This window comes from Agrobacterium sp. V1 (genome assembly GCF_030518355.1).
GTDB lineage: Bacteria > Pseudomonadota > Alphaproteobacteria > Rhizobiales > Rhizobiaceae > Agrobacterium > Agrobacterium cucumeris.
Window position 1 is genome coordinate 1649809 of the sequence record NZ_JAULSF010000002.1, and the last position, 19742, is coordinate 1669550.

A 19742-nucleotide genomic window follows, 5' to 3' on the forward strand; every position below is an offset into this window, starting at 1 on the left:
TCCTGTGGTGGATTAAATGCGTTCGATACGCAGCGGAAATTCCCCGGGGAGATGCAGCGCTTCATAGCCTTGTTCGAAGCGTCCCAACCGGATCAGACCGGGATGCCTGTAGTCGGCGTAAAACATCGCCAGATTGCCCCAGGGCATGTAATAACAGAGGTCGTATGGTCGCTCGTTGTCGAATGGCCCATGGCCTTCGATGGTGAGTTTTCGCGGGAGATAAGCGATCTTCTCGTTGGAGCTGAAGTCCGTGATCTTGAGGTCCAGCGGAAGCATGGATACGAAATCGCGTGCCGATGGATTCTCGTAGAGCGTCGCTATCATCGTGTTTTCTGCAAAAATCAGCTTGATCCTCACGTCAGTCCGCTCCTGTCTGTTGGCGACGTCGTTGCTGAAGGCCCGACCGGGCAGGAAAAATGCGCCAAGCATGACCAGCAGTGCGCGTCGGGTCGATTGGGCAGGACGAATGCTCATGCCGGTTTTCGTGTCACGCGCCAGGCGGCGAAAGAGGCAAGCGATGAGCCGCAGAGCAACAACGCGCTCATCATGAAGGCGGACCACCAGCCGAAAGTGTCGAATAAAATTCCACCCAGCGAGGCGCCGGCCGTGATGGCCAGCTGGATGACGGCGACCTGCAGTCCGCCGCCTGCCTCTGCGTCATCGGGAAGAATGCGGCTGAGCCATGTGCCCCAGCCCACAGGCGCCGCAGTTCCAAGCAAGCCCCAGCCGACAAGTGCAGCGACGACGGGAATTTTCACACCGCCAAAGGCGACCATGACGAGAGCGATACCGGCCATCAACAGGGGGATGAGTACGAGAATGCTGAACAGGCGTTTGTGCAGCAGCCTTCCAATCACCCACGTTCCGCCCGCCCCCGCCAACCCCATGATCAAAAGAAGAAACGACAGCGTTTCAATTCCCACCTGTGTCACCTTTTCAAGAAATGGCCGCAGGTAGGTGAAAAGTGCGAACTGCCCCATGAACAGCAGGAAGATCGCGGTCATGCCTGCCGCGACAGACGGGCGTGCAAGCAACCGGAAAACATTTGCGGATGGACGCTCGCGCTGCGGTGGAAGTGCAGGCAGGGTGATCCACTGCCACAGCAGCGCCAGCAATCCGATGGGGACGACTAGAAAGAAGGCACCTCGCCAGCCAATATATGCGCCCAGCAAGCTTCCGAGTGGAGCAGAAACCGTTGCTGCAACGGCGTTGCCGGCATTCAGTAAGGCAAGCGCCTTCGGAACCTGATCGCGGGAGACGAGACGCATCACGATCGCGGTCGACATCGACCAGAAGCCGCCAATGGAAATTCCGAGCAATGCGCGACCGAGCATTAAAATGGGGAACGACGGCGCAAAGGTCACGACCACGCCCGATACCATCAGCAGGGCCGTAAGGCCGAGGTCGACAATACGCCGGTCAAGCCGCCGCGTGAGACTGGCAATAAACAGACTGGTGACAACTGCAAATATCCCGGAAACGGAAATCGCCTGCCCCGTATTTCCCTCCGAAACGCCGAGATCGGCGGCAATTGGCGTCAGCAGGCTCACGGGCATGAATTCAGAGGCGATCAATACGAAAGCGCACAGTGTCATGCAGAAGACGGCGCTCCACGCCGCGCCTTTGCCGTCTATGGTCTCATTATAGGTGAGTGTCACTTGCACCGTCCCGTCAAATTCCGATTTCCTGTATCGACGGAAAGATATTGCCGAGGGACTTTGCGAACAATCCGTGCTAATTCGCATGGACTTATCGAAATTCAATATCAATCAGAGGCTTTGATGCAGCGCGAGGACATGAAGGACCTGCTCTGGTTCATGGAGGTGGCAAAGGAACGCAGCTTCACAAAAGCTGCGGCGACACTTGGAACGTCGCAGTCGACATTGAGCTATACGATCAAGCAGCTGGAAGCCCGATTGGGCGTGCGTTTGCTAACGCGGACCACCCGCAGCGTTGCGACGACAGAAGCCGGCGAGCGTTTGTTCCTGTCGCTTGCTCCGCGGTTTCAAGGGATCGATGCGGATCTGGCGGACCTCGTTGCCTTTCGGGAAAAACCTTCTGGCACCGTGCGCCTCACATTATCCGACCACGCTTTGCAGACGATTGTCTGGCCGAAATTGAGCCGTGTGTTATCGGACTACCCCGACATCCATGTTGAGCTTTATAGCGACAACGGGATGCGCAACATCGTCGAGGAACGTTTCGACGCCGGCGTGCGCCTGGGAGAAAGCGTTGACAAGGATATGATCGCGGTACGGATCGGCCCGGACTGGCGTCTCAGGGCCGTGGCTTCGCCGGACTATTTCTCCAGGCACGGCATTCCGCTCACGCCACAGGATCTGGTGGACCATATCTGCATCAATACACGTCAGGCCACCTGGGGAGGATTTTACGCCTGGGAGTTTGAAAAAAATGGACGCGAGCTGCGGGTCAGGGTCGAGGGACAGCTAAGCTTCAACTCCTCGATCTCTCAGGTAGATGCGGCCGTGAAGGGTTACGGTATCGCCTACGTTCCGGAAGATATCGTCGAGGAGCACATCGCCGACGGTAGATTGCAGGCGGCTCTGGATAACTGGAGTGAGCCTTTCACCGGCTATCACCTCTATTACGCCAGCAGGCGCCAGATGTCTCCGGCGATGAGGGTAATCATCGAAGCGCTGCGTCATCCCGCCTGACAACCTGATTTCGATCGGGATCGTCAACAAAGACGGCAGATCGTCACACCCGAAAAAGTGCGGTGGAAAATACGCCAAATCCGGCAGGCTTTGTATCGTCCGGCTGTGCCGAATGACTTAAGCGGCCCGAGCCTTGACGTATCAACACCTCATTCGGCCTTCGAAAGCAGCCGTTGCTCCTCCGCCGCGGAAAGTGGACCGCCGGCTTCGATAGACGTCAGATAGGTGTCGATGGTCTCCTGTGAAGACACCGGAACATAACCGTCAGCCCTGGGTGAAGACAGGGCGAGACGTGTCACCCATGCGCCATCCGAGCGGCAGGCAACGGCCAGGGTGTTTTCTTCCTGTCGTTTCAATTCGTATTCGCGGCAGAATGCGCCGCGGCCATCGACAAAACTGGAGACGATGCGCAGCACTTCGGTTTGACCGACTGCGATATCGCCGCCGGACGGTTGACGATCGAGCGCAGCAGACAATGCATCATTGACCGATGCGCCTGATTCAAGGCCGCTACGCCCGGCGACAAAACCGCCGACACCGGTAATAATGGCGAGGACGGAGGCCGCAACCGGCATCAACCAGCGCGAACTGAGGCCGGAGCCTTCCGGCTTTTCCCGTCCGCGGAAAGTGATGACCTTGGCGCCCTCTATATCGGCATTTTTCGCTTCGGCATCTTCAACCATCCGACGGACCGATGCAGCAAGCGCATCCGGCACCGGTTCATCGATCAAGGGTTTGATCGCCGAGGCTAGCACCGTCCGCGTATCGAGGAAAACGGCAAGGCGTTCGGCAAGCGCGTCATCCGTTTCAAGCGCGGTTTCAAGACGAAGGCTGGTCGCCTCGTCGAGTTCGCCATCGGCAAATGCCATCAATGTTTCGTCGTCAAAATGTTCAATGGTCATGCAACGCCGCCTTTCGTATCTGACGAACGTTTCTCGCCCAGACTTATTCCCGTCAGTTCCGCCAGATGTTTGCGGGCCCGCGCCAGCCGGCTCATGACCGTGCCTATGGGAATGGAGAGAACATCGGCCGTATCGCGGTAACTGAGCTCTTCGACGCAGACGAGAACCAGCACTTCGCGCTGCTCCTCCGGCAGTTTCTGCAGGGCCGCCACCACCTCCATCAGTTCCATGCGGGCATGCGTGGCCGCTTCTCCCGAAGGCACCGACACATCATGCGCTTTCTCGATTTCCTCCTGCGGACCAGCGGTCCGGGCACGGCGCAGATGATCGATCCAGAGGTTGCGCAGGATACGAAACATCCAGGCATCGAACCGGGTATCGGGCGCAAAACTGTCGGCAGCAACGATTGCCCGCTCGCAGGCGGCCTGCACCAGATCGTCGGCCAATTCGCGTGAATGGCAGAGCGAAATCGCAAATCGACGCAGGTTCGGCAGGAACTCGACCAGCCGCTGCGGCACTGTGGGCGTTTCATTCGTCATGCGATTTGTTTGGCACGGAACGGAATAATCTGTCGAGCCAAACGTCTACCTGAGGTAACATTCCCACATATGTTCGGAATGTTTCGAGTGTAATTTCTACCGGAGATAGCCATTTGTCGAAGACTGCACCGCTTCGTTTCCGTTTTTTTATCATTGTCCTCATCGCCGCCTTTTCGCTGGCCGCGTTGCCGCTGCTGCAATCGGCGGGCATTGCTCCCGGTATTTCCGCAGCGGTGGCAGACGATGATGACGATGGCGGCAGCGATGACGACGATGGTGGCGGTAGCGGATATGGCGGCTCTTCCGGAGGGGGAGACCGCGGCAGCGACGACCGGCGTCCCCGCGGCGATCTGCGTTCGCTTTTTAGCTGGCCATTCCAGCGAACAGAGCGAAGACCGCCGCAGCGAAGGACCGTCGCCATTCCGGAACGCGCACCCGACAAAATCCTCGCGCTCGACCTCGACGATCCAGCGATTGCAAACCTGACGCAGGAAGGATTTGTCGTTGATGAACGAACGACCATAGCGCTTACCGGCAGTGAACTGGTCAAGCTGACGATACCACGGGGCATGACACTGGATAACGCGCGGCAGGCGGTCATCGCGACAGCTCCCTCGGCATCCGTGGATTTCAACCATTTCTATCAGCCGGAACAGCAGGATGCTTCTTCCTGTTCTGGTGATGGCTGCAGGCTGGTGAGGCATATGGTCGGCTGGCCTCTCGATGGTGGTCAGGAACGACCGGCAAGCTGCGCCGCGCCGTTGCCAATCGGCCTTATCGACACCGCCATAAATGCCGGACACGCATCGCTCGCTGACGCGGCAATTGAGGTCGTTCAGCTTGGTAATGGTGCGGAAGCACCATCGGGTGAACAGCATGGAACCGCAGTCGCCGCCCTTCTGGTCGGAGCCGCGGGCAGCCGTGCGCCCGGCCTCCTCCCCGCCGGCCACCTCGTGGCGATAGATGCCTTCCAGCGCTATCGCAAGACGGCAGATATTGCCGAAACATACGATCTCATCAAAGCGCTTGACGTACTCGCCGCCAGAACAATCCGGATCATCAACCTCAGCCTGAGCGGGCCCGCAAACACGCTGCTTGAAAAGGCGGTGCGCGCGACGATCGACAGGGGCACGATAGTGGTCGCCGCAGCCGGCAATGAAGGTCCGAACGCCAAGCCGGTTTACCCCGCCGCCTATGCGGATGTTATCGCGGTGACGGCCGTGGACAGAAGCATGAAGCCATATCGGCGCGCCGTCCGCGGCGAGCACATCGACATCGCAGCGCCTGGCGTCGGCGTGTGGACGGCCGCCTCCATTTCCGGCGGCAGGCAGAAGAGCGGCACGTCTTTCGCTGCGCCCTTTGTAACGGCGGCGGCCTCACTGCTGCTGGGCGCAAACCCGGACATGCGGCCGAACGACGTTGCAAATGCCCTGGCGCAGTCGGCAAGCGACATGGGCGCACCGGGCAAGGACACGATTTTCGGTTGGGGCCTGCTGAACGCACGAACCTTGTGCCAGAGTTGAGCCTGCCGGCCTCACTTTATTTTGCGTTATCCATGCAGCAGCTTTAATGAAAATGCCCGGCACGAGGCCGGGCATAAACGTCAGATCTTGATGGACGATATCAATCGTCATCGTCATCGTCGTCATCGTCATCGTCGTCATCATCATCGTCGTTATCGCGGGAGCTGCCGCGGAACCCCCGCCATCCATCGTTGTCATAACGATAGTGGCGGTTGAAGCGACGGTCATCATCATCGTCGTCGCCATCATCCACCAAAACGATGTGAGAGTGCGCAAGAAGCGGTGGCTGCGGCTGTATCGGCGTGGCATATGCCGGCGATGCTGCAACCGTGAAGGTTACCGTGGCAAACAGCGCCACGGCGCTTGCGGCAAAAATCTGCCTCATGACGTTTCTCCTTTCGTGTTTCATGTCGGTACCTGCAATGTCGGTACCTGACGAGAAACGCGACGGACGCGACTTTATTCCGCGCAAAGACAATTTCCTGAGGCCACCGCCTGCCCTCAAAAACTTGCCTCCGCTGGGAATATTCATCGTCATCAAACGTTCATAACAGGACACAGGGGGAAATTTGTGCCGCGCGGGCGGCTCTCCCGATCCGAAACTGCCTTCTGATGACGGCGCGATGCAAAGGAGGCCACTGGTGGCGCATCTCATGTCCTTGCCCACGGCAAATCTGAAGAAAGACCTGCCGACAACCACCATGACCGAGGCTACGATTTCCGTGCGGCGCCTTAAACAGATTGTGGCGATGCTGCTGACTGCCTTCGCCGCTGTGTTGATCTTTCTGGCAATCGACGACCTGACAATGCCGATGCGGGCGACACTCTTCATCTTTTTGTCGGCCATCATCGCCTGGACGGTCCTTGAACTGCCTGAAACGCCGGTTGCCCTGACCGGAGCTATCGCGCTTGCCGTCGTCGGCGCGATACCGGAAAATCTGGTTTACCAGTCGCTGGGCAATGACATCATCTGGCTTCTTCTGTCGGCCTTCGTGATTGCCGGTGTATTGCGGCACGTAGGTCTCATCGAGCAGGCAACGGCACGACTGATGCCCAGAATGCGCAGCATAAGCTCCATGTTCTGGATGCTGACATTTTTGACCTTCGCGACCGCCTTTATCATTCCTTCCACCTCGGCCCGGGCCGCCATTCTCATGCCGGTGTATCTCGGATTGTCAGGCGCAATCCACAATAGCCGCATTTCCCGTGCCCTCGGGCTACTCTTTCCCACGATCATTCTGCTTTCCGCCGGCGCATCGCTGATCGGCGCCGGGGCGCATCTGGTCGCTGCCGGCTTCCTGTCCCGCCTCACCGGAACGCAACCGGATTTCATCGGCTGGCTGGTGCTGGCCGGGCCGTTTTCGCTCGTCACCTGCCTGATCGCCTGCGCCATCCTTTTGCATGTGTTTCTCACCAGAGAAGAACGCAACATGGCCCCGGAGAGCAAATCGGGGTTGACGCGCAGCGCGCCCTTTTCCAGAGAGCAGATCATCGTCGCGGGCGTGGTCTTCGGCACCGTTCTGATGTTTTCAACCCAGTCCATTCACGGTGTCGGAATGGCGCTGATCGGCATGGTGGCAGCGCTTGTCCTCTGCATGCCGAATGTCTCCGGCATGACGTTGAAGGCAGCCTTGAAAACCGTCGAGTGGAATCTGCTTCTTTTCATGGCCGGCACGCTGGTCATCGGCGAAGCGCTGATCGAGACCGGCACGGCACAGATGCTGGCCGATCGGCTGGTGGCTGTGTTCCGCCAGAGCCTGATCACCGCACCGGTCATCGTCATCTCATTTGCGGTGATTGTCGCCACTTTTTCCCATCTGGTGATCACATCGCGCACGGCACGGGTCACGGTTCTCGTTCCCGCCTTTGCGCTACCCCTGTCTGGCCTTGGCGTGGATCCGGCCGTGCTGGTGATGGTGGTGACACTGGCAAGCGGCTTTTGCCAGATGACGATGGTATCGGCAAAACCGGTCGTCCTGTTCGGTGGAATGGAGCCCGCAGCCTTCACTCAGGCCGACCTGCGCAAGCTTGGTTATTTCCTCCTGCCGCCCTTCATATTTCTGCTCATCCTGTCGGCAATATTTCTTTGGCCGATGCAGGATCTTTCGCAAAAAATCTAACATAAACAATTAAATGCAATGAATTAAAGGCCGCGACATGCGGCCTTTTTTTATTTATCCGACTAAATTTTTTAATCACTGGAATAAGCGCTGATCCGGCACGTTTCCCCAATGTCACGTACTTGTCATGAAAGGATCCTCCCATGCCCTTCCGCGTTGTTGTTGCCCCCTCGGGCTTCAAGGAAAGTCTCTCAGCCGAGCAGGCCGCCGATTGCATTGAAAAAGGTGTTCTGCGTGCATTTCCCGGCTCGGAGGTCGTCAAGGCACCCATGGCCGACGGCGGCGAAGGCTTTACCCGGGCATTGATCGGCGCCACCAATGGCACGATCCACCCGGTGACGGTGACCGGCCCGCTTGGACAACCCGTCTCCGCATTTATCGGATTTCTCGGTGGATGCCCCGAGCCGACGGCGGTCATCGAAATGGCCGCGGCTGCCGGCCTCAGCCTTGTTCCGCGTGATCGTCGCAATCCCTGCCTCACCACCAGCTATGGTGTCGGCGAACTCGTGCGCGCGGCACTCGACGGTGGCGCGAAGCGGATATTGCTCGGCTGCGGCGACAGCGGCATCAATGATGGAGGTGCCGGCATGGCGCAGGCACTGGGCGTTCGACTGCTCGACGCCGCCGGCCGCGACCTCGACCGTGGCGGTGCAGCCTTGGCGAAGCTGAACCGCATCGATCTCGGCAACCGGGATCCACGCCTGTCCGGGGTGCGGATTGACGCCGCCGTGAACTGGCACAACCGGCTTCTCGGGGAGCGAGGTGTCGCCCGCGTTTTCGGGCCGCAGAAAGGCGCGACGCCGGAACAGGTGGAAGAGCTCGCTGCGGCGATGGACATCTACGCAGCACGCATCGAAGATGCCACCGGTCTTGATGTCGGCTCAGCGCCGGGTGCTGGCGCATCGGGCGGACTGGGAGCGGCAGTGCTGGGCCTGCTCTGCGGCAAGCTTCATCCCCGCTACGATATCGTCATGCAATATCTCGATATTGATGATTATCTGCGTAACGCCGATCTGGTGATCACTGCCGAAGGAAGCCTCGACGGCCAGACCCCATTCGGCAAGGTTCCAGCCGAAATCGCCCGCAGGGCCAAGGAGGCCGGCGTTCCCGTGGTTGCCCTTGCTGGTACCATCGGCAAGGGCGTAAGGCTTAATCTCGAATACGGTATTGATGCCTTCGCCTCGATATTGACCCGACCGTGCTCCCTGGAAGATGCGATATCATCGGCACCAAAGCTTCTGGCCCGCGCGGCAGAGGATGCCGTCCGGATGATCATGATCGGGACAACCTTGCGAATAACGGGACGAGTTCGCGCTCCGTCCTCAATTGGAACCGGTATGCCCGGTTCCCGGTACGCCTGAGGCATTCGCCGGCGCTCGCCCTTGAGCACGGAACCTCTCCCGATATCTCGTCTAAACCGGCGCCGCCATGCGTATTGAGGAATACGCGGCAGCGCCCACGGGGGGAGACATCACGACGTTTTTTCTGGCGCTTTCGCGTGCTATTGACGCCGTAACTCGCGCAGGAAGGCCACACCTATCTGAGAACGTACGGCATATCATTGCTTTTGGTCTCCGTGGCGAATGGCGGGTTGAGATGACGTCCGGCACAGGGTATCAGATGCCCAGCCCCAAAGCGGGCCTTCCGCAAGCAACAAGGCGTATCCTGACATGATCCCGGACTTCCTCGTCACCCATTCCGGTGGCTTCCATGCTGATGAACTTCTGTCCAGCGTCGTGTTGACCCGGCTTTTTCCCCAGGCCCGCCTCGTTCGCAGCAGGGCAGCCGAATGGATCACACCCGGCCCGGACCGCATCATCTACGACGTTGGTGGCGCTTACGACCCAGCGGGCAGAATCTTCGACCACCACCAGCGCGGCGCGCCGTTGCGGGACGACGGCCAGCCCTATAGCTCTTTCGGCCTGATCTGGAAGCACTTCGGCCGGGACTATCTTGCCGCCTCGAGCGTCCCGGAAGATCACATCGAAACGGTCCATGCCGCATTCGATACCAGTTTTGTGCTGCCGGTCGATCTGGTCGACAATGGCGCGCTCAGCCCTTCCGTCGCCGGGCCACTTGCTGGGCTAACGCTGCCTGTTTTGCTGGAAACCCTGAAACCTGTTTTTGACGATACAGATCCGGACGCGGACAATCGCGGTTTCCATGCGGCGCTCGCCATTGCCCGCAGCTTCATCGAGGCGAAGATTGCCAACAGCGCTGCAAAATTGCGGGCTGAGGCGCTTGTGAACCGGGCGATCGTGGATGCCGGCGAAGGGCATATTCTGGAACTGCCGGTGGGAATGCCGTTTCGGCCCGCCATCGTGAAGTCGGGCGCCGACCATCTGCTGTTTGTCGTTCACCCCCGCAACAACGATTGGTGCCTGACCGGTATCCGTCGCGCCGATGAGGGCTTTGATCTACGGGCGGATCTGCCAGCCGCCTGGGCCGGTCTGACGGACAAGGATCTGGAAGCGGTGTCTGGCGTCGAGGGCGCGAGCTTCTGCCACAACGGCCGGTTTGTCGCAGCGGCGAAAACCCGCGATGCTGCGCTGGCCATGGCGGACTTGGCAGTGAAAGAGGCCCTCTCCCTTGGCAAGGAGGCGACAGCGATAAAGTCGTGACTTAGCGGCCTGTCCCTGTCGCGTTATTCGCGCGCCAGCAGGCTGTTTTTGTGAAAAGGCTCCATCGGATATCGACAGGCGTAGACTTTGGTGCTCCAAGCAAAGGCGATACCTGACGCATCTCCGCTAATAGACGACAGGCAAATTTCAAGGATCGCCCATGCTCGCTTTCACACACCTTCGTCACGGCACGGCCGTAATGTGCGTCGCCTTCGCCATGCTTCAAGTCGGAAGCGCTGTAGCGGCCGAAACCGATCCCGCATTTTATGATGCGGCGCTGTGCAATCCGCCTTACTCAATGACATCTGCGACCGAGATTTACGATGCGGCGGAAAAGCTTGCAAAACCCGACACATCGTCACTGGGCGCGGCAATCTACACGCTTCCGTTTCAGATCGGCCGCGATGGATTTGAAACTGATGAAGTGTTCTTCGCCAATGGCGCGGTCGGCGTTTTGATCAAGGGCCAGCGTGCCGACGATCTGGCGGCGAAGTATGATTTGAAGCCAGAAACTTCCGACCTGATGGGCACGTCCAGCAAAGGCTATGCGCGGGAACTTTCGCAGGACCTGCAGCCCCCGGAAGGTCTGGCAGGCCCCGGAAAAGTCTCCATTGTCGCCCGGGAGGGTGACGCTCTTGGCGGTAAAACCCTTTTGGCTTGCGAATTCGCCCCGGGCTGAATATCAGCGCGCGAGCTGCCAATGCCACCGCCTTGCTCCTGGCGATCACGGCAGTGAATGAGCCCTAAATCCGTCAGGCAACCGACGTCGATGCCGTTTCAGGCCGCCGCTCAAGCGGCTGCTCCATTGTGATGGCTGCGTTATATCTCTTGCAGATGGGCATCGGCGTCTCAGCTTAGGGTCTGTCACTGAATAATCAGTCTGGAATGGCGGCTGTCGCGGGCATATCCTGCTGCGGCCACCGATGCAGCGCTTCCCGCCCGGCGTCGGTCAGGTCATAAACTCCCCGATCGAGCCGTTCAAACCAGCCATACACATTCGAAAGCAGAATTTTTCCGGCATCCGGTATGCTGGACCTGACCTGGCGTACACGCAGCGGCCCCGATGCCAGCACCAAAGCACAGCCGAGCGCCTGCTGGCGGTAAGCCGTCATGATCGGTGCCCGGGTGCTTCCGCCAACTGCCGGATCTCCGCGTCGCCTCTGGTGTTCACGCATGAGCCGCGAACGCCGCTTCGGATTGGTTCGCGGCATCGGTGATACGGAACCGACGACAACGCTGACATCACCGCTATCAGAAATCCCGAGCATGCCGATCCCGAGCCTGCGGCAAAGATCGCGGTAGCGCTTGTCGGCCTCCCGGCCCTTGCCCTTGGCTGAAATTCGGGCCGCAATCCAGATCTCATCTGCAATAGCTGCGCGATCGACCGCCTGCAGAATAAGCTCCAGGTTGAAGCTGAGCTTCAGCTCGCAGATCACGACAACGGGCGGATCATCATCGCTCAAACCGACGAGGTCGCAACCGCCTACCTCACCTTTGACAGTGTAACCTGCCTTTTCAAGAAAGCCTTTGACGGGCAGATAAAGCGAAGTTTCCATGTGCCTGCAGGATCAAATGATTATCCGGCCCCAAATACATCGTTCCACCTGCCCAGGACAACCTTTATAGCCGCCGACGCTGCCACAAATCGTCAGCACTGGCGAGTGCCGCCCATAAATTCTCCCAGAGGAGTGGATTTCCTGCGGCGCTTCTGGAGATGCTGGAAGCCTATCTGACCACCGGCGAATAGCATTATTTCATCAAGGTGGCAGTGGGTGGAAACACGGGCTATGAGCAGTTTCTGCGTCGCAAGCTTCCGAGCGCGTAGTCACTCCCGCTCCTGCTTTGCACGCAAATGTCCGAAGTGCACATTGTCGGTGGTGCCGGATGCCACACTCGACAAAGGCGGCATCCGGAGGCACAAGGTGCTCACCTGCGTTTGACCATGCGCCGAAGCAGGGAGCGGGACCTGCCCTTGCGAGGAGCAAGGTGGATATCGCTGACCAGTTTTGCGCCGCCCTCCCGACGTTCCAGCGTTATCTTTCGGCTGTGGAAAGCTTCTAGTTCGGCACGATGCGCCACACTGACGATCGTGGCATCGGGCAATTCATCGATCACCGTCTGCATCATCCTGTCCTGGCTCTTTTCATCCAGGGCTGCGGTTGCTTCGTCCATGACGATGATGTCAGGATCGTTCAGCAAAAGGCGCGCAAAGGTCAGCCTTTGCTTTTCACCGCCCGACAGCGTCTGGTCCCACGGCGCCTCTTCTTCCACCTTGTCCTTGAGGTGACCAAGGCCAACCTTGTCGAGGGCTGCCCCTATCTCTTCGAGGGTCCAGCTCTCGGCAGCCTGCGGATAACAAACCGCTCGACGCAGCGTGCCCGACGGAATGTATGGGCGCTGCGGCAACATGAAAAGCCGACTGCCAGCGCGAAAGCTCACGTCGCCACCGCCCCATGGCCACAGGCCGGCGATTGCACGGACAAGCGTGCTTTTGCCCGATCCGGATTCCCCCGCAACCAGCACCCTTTCTCCCGGCCCGATTTCGACATCCGTCTCCTTGACGACAGCGGTACCGTCGCCCAGCGAAACGGAAACATCCTTGAGGCTGAGCATTGTTTCGCCCTCCGTCTCACCGCGCACGATCCGTCCGAGGGTGTCGCTCTGTTCGGCCCGCTCGAGACCATCAAGCGACATCATCAAAGATGCGACGCGCCGTGCGCATGCATTCCAGTCGGCCAGCCGGGGATAGTTATCGACCAGCCAGCCAAAGGCGGATTGAACGATGGTGAATGCCGATGCGGATTGCATGACTTCGCCAAGAGACATGCTTCCGTCGAGAAACTTCGGCGCGCAAAGCAGAACCGGCACGACGGGAGCAATCAGCATCGACCCATGCGACACGATCGTTGTGCGCATATATTGTTGCGCCATCAGCCGCCATTGCCGTCGAACATTGCCAAACCTCTTGTCGAGGTCGCTCCGTTCCTCCTCTTCGCCGCCAAGCAGGGCAATACTCTCGCCATTTTCCCTGACGCGCGTCAGCGTGTACCGGAATTCCGCCTCCAGCTGGTTCTTGACCTCGGACACTCGAACGAAGTTCCGGCCAATCAACGCTATGGAACTGGATGTAATGACGGCGTAGATCACTGCCGCGACCACGAGAAAGCCGGGTATTGTAATCCATACTCCTGCGACCGACAGCGTCAACGCCCCGCCAATTGTCCACAGGACAACGATAAAGGTGGAAGCCGACACGAACGCGGCAATGACACCTGCGACAAAATCCACCGGTGCCTCGGTGGCGATCCGTGTATCCTCCGATAGCCTCGCCTCAGGATTTTGGTGATCGCCGTCGATCAGATTGAGCTGATAGTAACGGCCATTTGCGATCCATCGCGCCACCAGCAGCTTCGTCAGCCATGAACGCCAGCGACGCTGGATCAGCATTCTTACATAGACCTGCGACGTCACGATCAGAACGCTTCCGAGGACGAGCGGCGGAAAGATGGATCCAAGAAAATAGACGGTAGATGCGTCCCTCTTTTCAATCGCATCAAAAATCCCGCGATTCCAGATATTGATGCCATATTGGAAACCGACATTTATGCCGATCATCGCCAGCAGCCCGAGCGAGAACGGCCACGCCAGCCCATCACCACGGCGGCTCCAGTAACCGCGCGCGCTGATCCAGAAGCGCTTCAGCAGATATCTCTTTCGAGCCTGCTCGGCCTCCTCCGGCGTCAACCCGGAAGCGGGCTCTATTTCCTCGGGCGGGAGTGGATCATCCATGTCACGATCATCGGTCGTGGGCGCGTTTTTCGCACCATTCTGGCCGGTGCCATCGACCGGTTTCGGGTTTGCGTCAGCATCGGTCATGGATGCTTAAACGAACAGCGGTTTGAAAGGTTTCACGGCTGCGTGGCGGGTCGCGACAAATGGTTTCGCCAATACATATCTTCAGCGGTACCTGCTAAAATCCGCACCGAAAGCTACAATCGAGACTCGATATCCAGCACCAGCTTTTTCAGCAGCGCAGCAAGATTTTCGCGCTCCTGCGGGCTGAGGCCCTGCAGGAAATCCACCTCGCTTGCCATGTCTTCGCGAAACGCCTTTTCGGCCAGCTCAATGCCGGCCGGCGCAAGGCAGACGACGACACTGCGCCCATCAAGCCTCGATTTTCTGCGCTCGATGAGCCCGGCCTTTTCCAATCGGTCAAGCCGGTGCGTCAGGCCACCCGAAGAGAGCATCAGCGTTGTGTACATCTCCGTCGGCGTCAACTGGTAGGGCGCTCCCGACCGTCTTAATGTCGCGATAACATCGAATTCGCCACGATCAAGGCCGAAGCGGGCAAACGTCTCTTCGATAGACGGCGCCAGAAGGTTGCTCAGCCGTTTGGCGCGTCCGAAGATGGCCATCGGCTCCGTATTGATATCGGGCAGTTCCTGCGCCCATTGGCCACGCAGACGGTCGACATGATCTTCCCTGTCAGTTTCAATCGTCCGATCCGTCGTCGCGTCCGGCATCGCCTGCTTCATCTCATCACCCCATCACCACTCTGAAAACCATATACGGCTTTACCTCTTCCGTGAATATATCTTTGCGAGAAGATAGATATCTTGACAGGAAGATAAATCCTGCATATATCTTCTCGCGAAGATAGTTTTGTCTCAGGGAGGAGATCAGATGTTTTCAATCCGCCGTCATCAGGAACCGAAAGCTGGCGAGAGCCGAACGGTACGTTATGAAGGATGCGAATACGGAAGCGGCGTATCCATCTTTCTCGTCAGCGCCGATCCGGGTCGCGGCCCTGATCTGCATGTTCATCCCTATCCGGAAACATGGGTCGTCCGAAAAGGCGAGGTCGAATTCACCATCGGCGACAGCCAGGCGCGTGGTTCATCCGGTGACATCATTGTCGGACCTGCCAATATCCCCCACCGCTTCGAAAATATCGGCGCTGACCGGCTGGAGATCATCTGCATCCATCCGAGTGAGACCTTCCAGCAGACTTTTCTGTAATCCCTTTCCACCTTGAGGAGAAAGACAATGGCCAAGATGATTTTCCTGAACCTGCCGGTGAAAGATCTGGCTGCCTCAACCGCCTTCTATGAGGCAATCGGCTGTACGAAGAACGAGCAGTTCTCCAACGAAGTCGCAAGCTCGATGGTGTGGTCTGAGACCATCACCTTCCAGCTTCTGCAGCATGATTATTATAAAACCTTCACCACCAAACCGATCGCCGATGCCCACACAACAAATGGCATGCTGATCGCCCTTTCGCGCGACAGCCGAGACGAGGTCGACGCCATGGTCGAGGCCGCGGCAAAGGTTGGCGGGCAAGCGGATGTTCGAGAGCCGCAGGATTTGGGTTTCATGTATCTCCGCACCTTCGCCGATCCCGATGGTCACGTATTCGAACCCGCCTACATGAATTTGGGCGATGACGGCTGACCTGTGATCAGCATTTCGGGCACTATAATTCGGGTGCTGTAACGCCTTTGCCGGCCCGCATGACTCTCCCAAAAACCCTGCCGCGCGGACATCACACCGCGCAGCAGATTGCCAGATATATTTGCGCTTAGCCCGTAACTTTGCGGAGTGATTTTTCAATCTCTCCTCCGCAATAAGCATCACCGTAGTCTTCGAAACTCCGGCGGCTCAAGGCGGCCAGCGGAGCTGTAGCCCCCAGCCGACTGGAAAGGCCCCAGATGACTGGCGAAGTATCTTCGATAATGCCTTTAATGACTGGAAAGCGGTCAGCCATCGTCGTCCACAGCAGGGCGGTAACGATATCTGCGACGCCGGCTTTTTCCGTTCCAAGCATAAACCCGGAGCGAGCGGTCAGACCGTTTCTTGCCCCGGTATCTTCAAAAATGCGCAGCCACTTCTGCAAACGCGGGACGAACTCCTGCCATTTTTCTCGCGTCCACATCTCGCGCCCGCCATTGAGTGTCAGCTCATCAAGGACGTCATTGGCGTCGTTTACGACCTTGGCACTGAGCGCGCGGCCCTCAGCCGCCGCCGGCAGGATATCCAGCCGCTCACCCAGATAGATGGCTATTGCCGGCATCTGAGAGATTGCGAAATTGCGCTGGCGATCAATCAGGACCGGCGGCCCCATGAAAGCTATCGGCTGTTTTCCCACCTCACGATGCATAATATCGTCTATCGCATCGGTACCGTGTTCATCCCAGGAGCACCCGCCATGGGCCAGAATTCCCCTGATGAACTGGCCTCTGAACGGAACTGGCCAGTAATATAGGTCGAAATCGCTCATATCGTCCTCCTGCTCATTACGCAAACCACTAACGGCACTGGCTATCGCCAGTTCCACCACGGCGCCCCTGTAAGGAAAGACGAGTCGCTGCACGCAGCCGTCGGCTCGATGTTCTAACGCATTGCTGACGATGACAACCGGGCGCGCCTGGGCTCAGAGCTATCAGCCGCGACTTCAATCCTTTGGTTCGAAGATCACGCGTATCAGGGTTCCGTCAGTCGCCACGGCGCTGATTGTGCAATCAACCGGAGCGGTCCGCGCGCGACAAGCGTTTCCGGCGAAGGCGTTTTTCCAGGGCCTGGATCGATAAAGGCTGAACACTCGTCATCCGAATTCAGCATCGCCATGAACGATGTCGCGACAAGGTGCTGGCCGCAAGTGGCACATCGCAGAATATACGAGCCGAAATGGATGACAGATTCGGTTTCGTCCAATCCGCACGAGGTGCAGGCCAGCATGATGTTCATTGCAAAACAGATCCCGAGCGCATCTGACGGTGCCCCTATGACGCAGCGGCCAAAATGACCGCAATAGCGAGCAGCAACGGACCCATCCACCTGAAGTGACGAACCACCGGCGGCTGCGTCGGATTTTTCGATAGGGGCAGATGACCGAAACCTACGGCGGTCATCCACAGACCGGCACAAAACATGATGAATTCGTCGATATAAGCGGCGATCATGATTTCCCCCAAGCTACGAGTGGACGTATCGTCCACCGGCTATTCCCTGCCGATTGCTTCAAGCCAGATGCTGACGGCGACTGCGCCCGCATCGGGGTGGCCGACAGCCCGTTCACCGAGATAACTGGCGCGCCCGAGCCGTGGCTTCATGGATGTCGTTGCCTCGGCGCCCGCAACGCCCGCCGCCACTGCGGACCGCCAGGCCTCTTCCGTCGAAGCTCCCGCTGCAAGTTTATCCCGAAACGTTTCTGCCGCCGGATGAAGCGCATCTATCATCGTGCGGTCCCCTGGCTTCGCACCGCCAAGTTCCGAGATCGCGACAACCGCCGCCACAAATGCTTCCGCCATCTGCTGAGCCGTCGGGCTTTCAATCCCGGCAAGATGGCGCGAGGCGCGCATCAAAGCCGTCGCGTAAAAGGGACCAGAACTTCCGCCAATCGCCCTGCGCATCGCATTCGCCATCGCCATCAGCCCATCGGCAACATCGCCGAAGTTTTCCTTTGGCAGTGCAAGGATCGCCTCGGCACCACGAACCATGCTTGCGCCAAGGTCACCATCACCCGCAACACTGTCAAGCTGGGTTAATTTGGGCTCTGCTGCAATCAAGATCTTGGCAATCCGATCTGCGGTGGAGCGCAGGCGATCACCGGCTGCGGTCATCTTGTTTCCGGCAGGCAGGCTTTTCTCGGCCCTTGCCGAGGGCAGGATCCGCTCTCGGTTCACCACACCGCCGCGTGGCCATGCGCCGGCATCGGTTGGTGCGTCGATGAGGCCGAGCGCTGTCTCGTCGACATGCATGAGCGACAACGAAAAACCCGGCATATCCAGAGCGGAAAGAAAGGTGCCGGCCCACGCCCGCTCAACCACGACACCCATTTCTTCCAGTTGCGCGACCGCAGATCGCGCCACGATTGCGAGTTCCATTGGCGGCGTCGATCCCAGCCCGTTGACCAGCAACGCGACCCGGTCTCCGCTCTTTAGCCTGCCATCGGCTTTAATCGTTTCTAGGACCAGTTTCACAAGCTCGTCACTCGATGCTATAGGCATCCGCCGGACACCCTGTTCGCCATGAATTCCAAGCCCGACTTCGATTTCCGCTTCGCCAAGCACAAAACCCGGCCTGCCCACGGCGGGCAGCGTGCAGGAACCGAGCGATATACCCATGGAGGATGTTCTGTCGGCAGCGTCCCGTGCAATCCGAGCCACTTCATGCAGGGGAAGTCCCCGCTCCGCGGCCGCGCCAGCGAGCTTGTGAACAAGGATTGTGCCTGCAATACCCCGGCGACGATCAGCGGGAACCGTGTCCTTTAATGCAACATCATCGGCAACGACCACAATCTCGACCGGAATTCCCTCAGCCCTTGCCAGTTCGGCTGCCAGTCCGAAATTCAACCGGTCACCCGTGTAATTCTTGACAATGACCAGAGCACCAGCGGGTCCAGCCGCAGCCCTGATACCGGCAAGAACCGCATCGGTGCTTGGCGATGTGAAGACATCGCCTGCCACGGCAACAGTCAGCATGCCCGCGCCGACATAACCTGCATGAGCCGGCTCATGCCCACTGCCGCCGCCCGACAGAACCGCCACCTTGCGCTTTTCCGTTTCCGGAAGGCCGGAGCGGATAACGACATTCTCGTCTGCAAGCAGGACTGTGGCAGGGCTGAACGCCACCACACCTTCGAGCATGTCCCGCACGACGGCGGATGGGTCGTTGATGAGCTTCTTCATGCCGTATTCCTCGATTCGGGTCGCCGGTTGCTGGTGGAGGACGAGCCGCGCGCCCTGCTGGCCCTGAACAAGCACGATCTCCCGGCCAATTTCAAGCTCGGGCATTCATCACGTGCGAACCGCTGCCCAATAAATGTTGCGAGAAAAACGCCCGGCATGGATGGGCTGCTGGTTTGTAAACCAATCGCCGCCGCAAAGTTTGAGTTGACCGTTTTCAATGGTGAGGTGACACTTGTAGCAAATGACAGGGAGGAAGATGATGGACGAGGCACAGCAATGGCGCCACATGGCAAGTGCGCCGAAAAACGGTAACCGGATCCTCGTAACGATACGCTCGTCAGAACAGGGACCAGCCCAGGTAGATCTTGCCTATTGGGCCAAGAGCGACCGGTTCGGCTCGGAAGGCTGGCGCGCTTCAGACTCGTCGCCGGGCCGGATCATCGAATATGCCGAGCCGGAATTGAAGTGTTGGATGCCGGTCCCCCTCGCCAATGCCGACGGTCTCGCAATGCCATCTCCCTGGAAAGGCGAGGATGATCGCGAGCTCGATGGATCGGGGATATGAGCGAGGGTACGGCCACGCTCCGATATAGAGAGCATTGTCGATCGTCGTCTCTCGATCGCCGACCGGCGGTATAGGCATTCACTCAATGTCGTGCTCTGGCTGGTGCAGGG

General features: G+C 58.7%; 20 protein-coding genes and 1 pseudogene. 9 read left to right on the forward strand and 12 right to left on the reverse strand.

What is annotated here, in order from left to right:
• Positions 1 to 12: 12 nt before the first annotated feature.
• Both QSV77_RS21415 and QSV77_RS21420 read right to left on the reverse strand, forming a co-directional pair.
• Positions 13 to 474 carry a cyclophilin-like fold protein gene (locus QSV77_RS21415; RefSeq protein WP_302734991.1) on the reverse strand — a complete coding sequence of 154 codons (462 nt, stop codon included), beginning with the start codon at positions 472 to 474 and terminating at the stop codon, positions 13 to 15.
• Positions 471 to 1658, reverse strand: a complete 1188-nt coding sequence (locus QSV77_RS21420) for an MFS transporter (RefSeq protein WP_302735288.1) — start codon at positions 1656 to 1658, stop codon at positions 471 to 473. The genes QSV77_RS21415 and QSV77_RS21420 overlap by 4 nt, the downstream gene beginning before the upstream one ends.
• Before the next feature lie 123 nt (positions 1659 to 1781).
• On the opposite strand from QSV77_RS21420, the gene QSV77_RS21425 reads away from it, so the two are divergent.
• Positions 1782 to 2675 carry a LysR family transcriptional regulator gene (locus QSV77_RS21425; RefSeq protein ID WP_302734992.1) on the forward strand — a complete coding sequence of 298 codons (894 nt, stop codon included), beginning with the start codon at positions 1782 to 1784 and terminating at the stop codon, positions 2673 to 2675.
• A gap of 149 nt (positions 2676 to 2824) precedes the next feature.
• Here QSV77_RS21425 and QSV77_RS21430 read toward each other — a convergent pair whose 3' ends face one another.
• Together QSV77_RS21430 and QSV77_RS21435 are read right to left on the reverse strand one after the other, a co-directional pair.
• Positions 2825 to 3577: an anti-sigma factor gene (locus QSV77_RS21430; RefSeq protein WP_302734993.1), complete on the reverse strand. Its 753-nt coding sequence runs from the start codon at positions 3575 to 3577 to the stop codon at positions 2825 to 2827.
• Complete coding sequence (locus QSV77_RS21435) at positions 3574 to 4116, reverse strand: RNA polymerase sigma factor (RefSeq protein WP_271362910.1); 543 nt, start codon at positions 4114 to 4116, stop codon at positions 3574 to 3576. Before QSV77_RS21435 ends, QSV77_RS21430 begins: the two co-directional genes overlap by 4 nt.
• Positions 4117 to 4229: 113 nt before the next feature.
• On the opposite strand from QSV77_RS21435, the gene QSV77_RS21440 reads away from it, so the two are divergent.
• Complete coding sequence (locus QSV77_RS21440; protein ID WP_302734994.1) at positions 4230 to 5639, forward strand: S8 family serine peptidase; 1410 nt, start codon at positions 4230 to 4232, stop codon at positions 5637 to 5639.
• A 100-nt stretch (positions 5640 to 5739) separates the two neighbouring features.
• Here the strand turns inward: QSV77_RS21440 and QSV77_RS21445 are convergent, their stop codons facing one another.
• Positions 5740 to 6177 carry a hypothetical protein gene (locus QSV77_RS21445; RefSeq protein WP_302734995.1) on the reverse strand — a complete coding sequence of 146 codons (438 nt, stop codon included), beginning with the start codon at positions 6175 to 6177 and terminating at the stop codon, positions 5740 to 5742.
• Positions 6178 to 6280: 103 nt separating this feature from the next.
• Here QSV77_RS21445 and QSV77_RS21450 point away from each other — a divergent pair, with 103 nt between their 5' ends.
• From QSV77_RS21450 to QSV77_RS21465, 4 genes are all read left to right on the forward strand, one after another.
• Positions 6281 to 7759, forward strand: coding sequence for an SLC13 family permease (locus QSV77_RS21450; RefSeq protein WP_302734996.1), 1479 nt, complete (start codon positions 6281 to 6283; stop codon positions 7757 to 7759).
• A 143-nt stretch (positions 7760 to 7902) separates the two neighbouring features.
• Positions 7903 to 9120: a glycerate kinase gene (locus QSV77_RS21455; RefSeq protein ID WP_302734997.1), complete on the forward strand. Its 1218-nt coding sequence runs from the start codon at positions 7903 to 7905 to the stop codon at positions 9118 to 9120.
• A 309-nt stretch (positions 9121 to 9429) separates the two neighbouring features.
• On the forward strand, positions 9430 to 10380 hold the full coding sequence (locus tag QSV77_RS21460) for an MYG1 family protein (RefSeq protein ID WP_302734998.1): 951 nt from the start codon (positions 9430 to 9432) through the stop codon (positions 10378 to 10380).
• A gap of 217 nt (positions 10381 to 10597) precedes the next feature.
• The gene (locus tag QSV77_RS21465) at positions 10598 to 11059 is read left to right on the forward strand and encodes a hypothetical protein (protein ID WP_302735289.1); all 462 of its coding nucleotides are present in this window, start codon (positions 10598 to 10600) and stop codon (positions 11057 to 11059) included.
• Between the two features lie 196 nt (positions 11060 to 11255).
• Here the strand turns inward: QSV77_RS21465 and QSV77_RS21470 are convergent, their stop codons facing one another.
• From QSV77_RS21470 to QSV77_RS21480, 3 genes are all read right to left on the reverse strand, one after another.
• Entirely contained in the window at positions 11256 to 11936 is a 681-nt protein-coding gene (locus QSV77_RS21470; RefSeq protein ID WP_302734999.1) for a DUF2161 domain-containing phosphodiesterase, read from the reverse strand.
• Between the two features lie 370 nt (positions 11937 to 12306).
• Complete coding sequence (locus QSV77_RS21475; RefSeq protein WP_142842977.1) at positions 12307 to 14256, reverse strand: ABC transporter ATP-binding protein/permease; 1950 nt, start codon at positions 14254 to 14256, stop codon at positions 12307 to 12309.
• A 113-nt stretch (positions 14257 to 14369) separates the two neighbouring features.
• On the reverse strand, positions 14370 to 14915 hold the full coding sequence (locus tag QSV77_RS21480) for a MarR family winged helix-turn-helix transcriptional regulator (RefSeq protein ID WP_271362899.1): 546 nt from the start codon (positions 14913 to 14915) through the stop codon (positions 14370 to 14372).
• Positions 14916 to 15063: 148 nt separating this feature from the next.
• On the opposite strand from QSV77_RS21480, the gene QSV77_RS21485 reads away from it, so the two are divergent.
• Positions 15064 to 15399 carry a cupin domain-containing protein gene (locus QSV77_RS21485; protein WP_142842979.1) on the forward strand — a complete coding sequence of 112 codons (336 nt, stop codon included), beginning with the start codon at positions 15064 to 15066 and terminating at the stop codon, positions 15397 to 15399.
• Positions 15400 to 15426: 27 nt separating this feature from the next.
• Positions 15427 to 15831: a VOC family protein gene (locus tag QSV77_RS21490; RefSeq protein WP_302735000.1), complete on the forward strand. Its 405-nt coding sequence runs from the start codon at positions 15427 to 15429 to the stop codon at positions 15829 to 15831.
• Between the two features lie 127 nt (positions 15832 to 15958).
• On the opposite strand, the gene gst is transcribed toward QSV77_RS21490, so the two are convergent.
• The 4 genes and pseudogenes from gst to QSV77_RS21510 form a co-directional block, all read right to left on the reverse strand.
• Positions 15959 to 16657, reverse strand: a complete 699-nt coding sequence (gene gst, locus QSV77_RS21495; RefSeq protein ID WP_302735001.1) for a glutathione S-transferase — start codon at positions 16655 to 16657, stop codon at positions 15959 to 15961.
• 174 nt (positions 16658 to 16831) lie between these two features.
• A pseudogene (locus QSV77_RS21500) lies at positions 16832 to 17124 on the reverse strand (hypothetical protein).
• A 35-nt stretch (positions 17125 to 17159) separates the two neighbouring features.
• The gene (locus QSV77_RS21505; RefSeq protein ID WP_142842982.1) at positions 17160 to 17339 is read right to left on the reverse strand and encodes a hypothetical protein; all 180 of its coding nucleotides are present in this window, start codon (positions 17337 to 17339) and stop codon (positions 17160 to 17162) included.
• A 39-nt stretch (positions 17340 to 17378) separates the two neighbouring features.
• Positions 17379 to 19067 carry a dihydroxyacetone kinase family protein gene (locus tag QSV77_RS21510; RefSeq protein ID WP_302735290.1) on the reverse strand — a complete coding sequence of 563 codons (1689 nt, stop codon included), beginning with the start codon at positions 19065 to 19067 and terminating at the stop codon, positions 17379 to 17381.
• A 259-nt stretch (positions 19068 to 19326) separates the two neighbouring features.
• Here QSV77_RS21510 and QSV77_RS21515 point away from each other — a divergent pair, with 259 nt between their 5' ends.
• A complete protein-coding gene (locus QSV77_RS21515) occupies positions 19327 to 19632 on the forward strand; it encodes a hypothetical protein (RefSeq protein ID WP_046801073.1) in 306 nt (101 codons plus the stop codon).
• Positions 19633 to 19742: the final 110 nt, after the last annotated feature.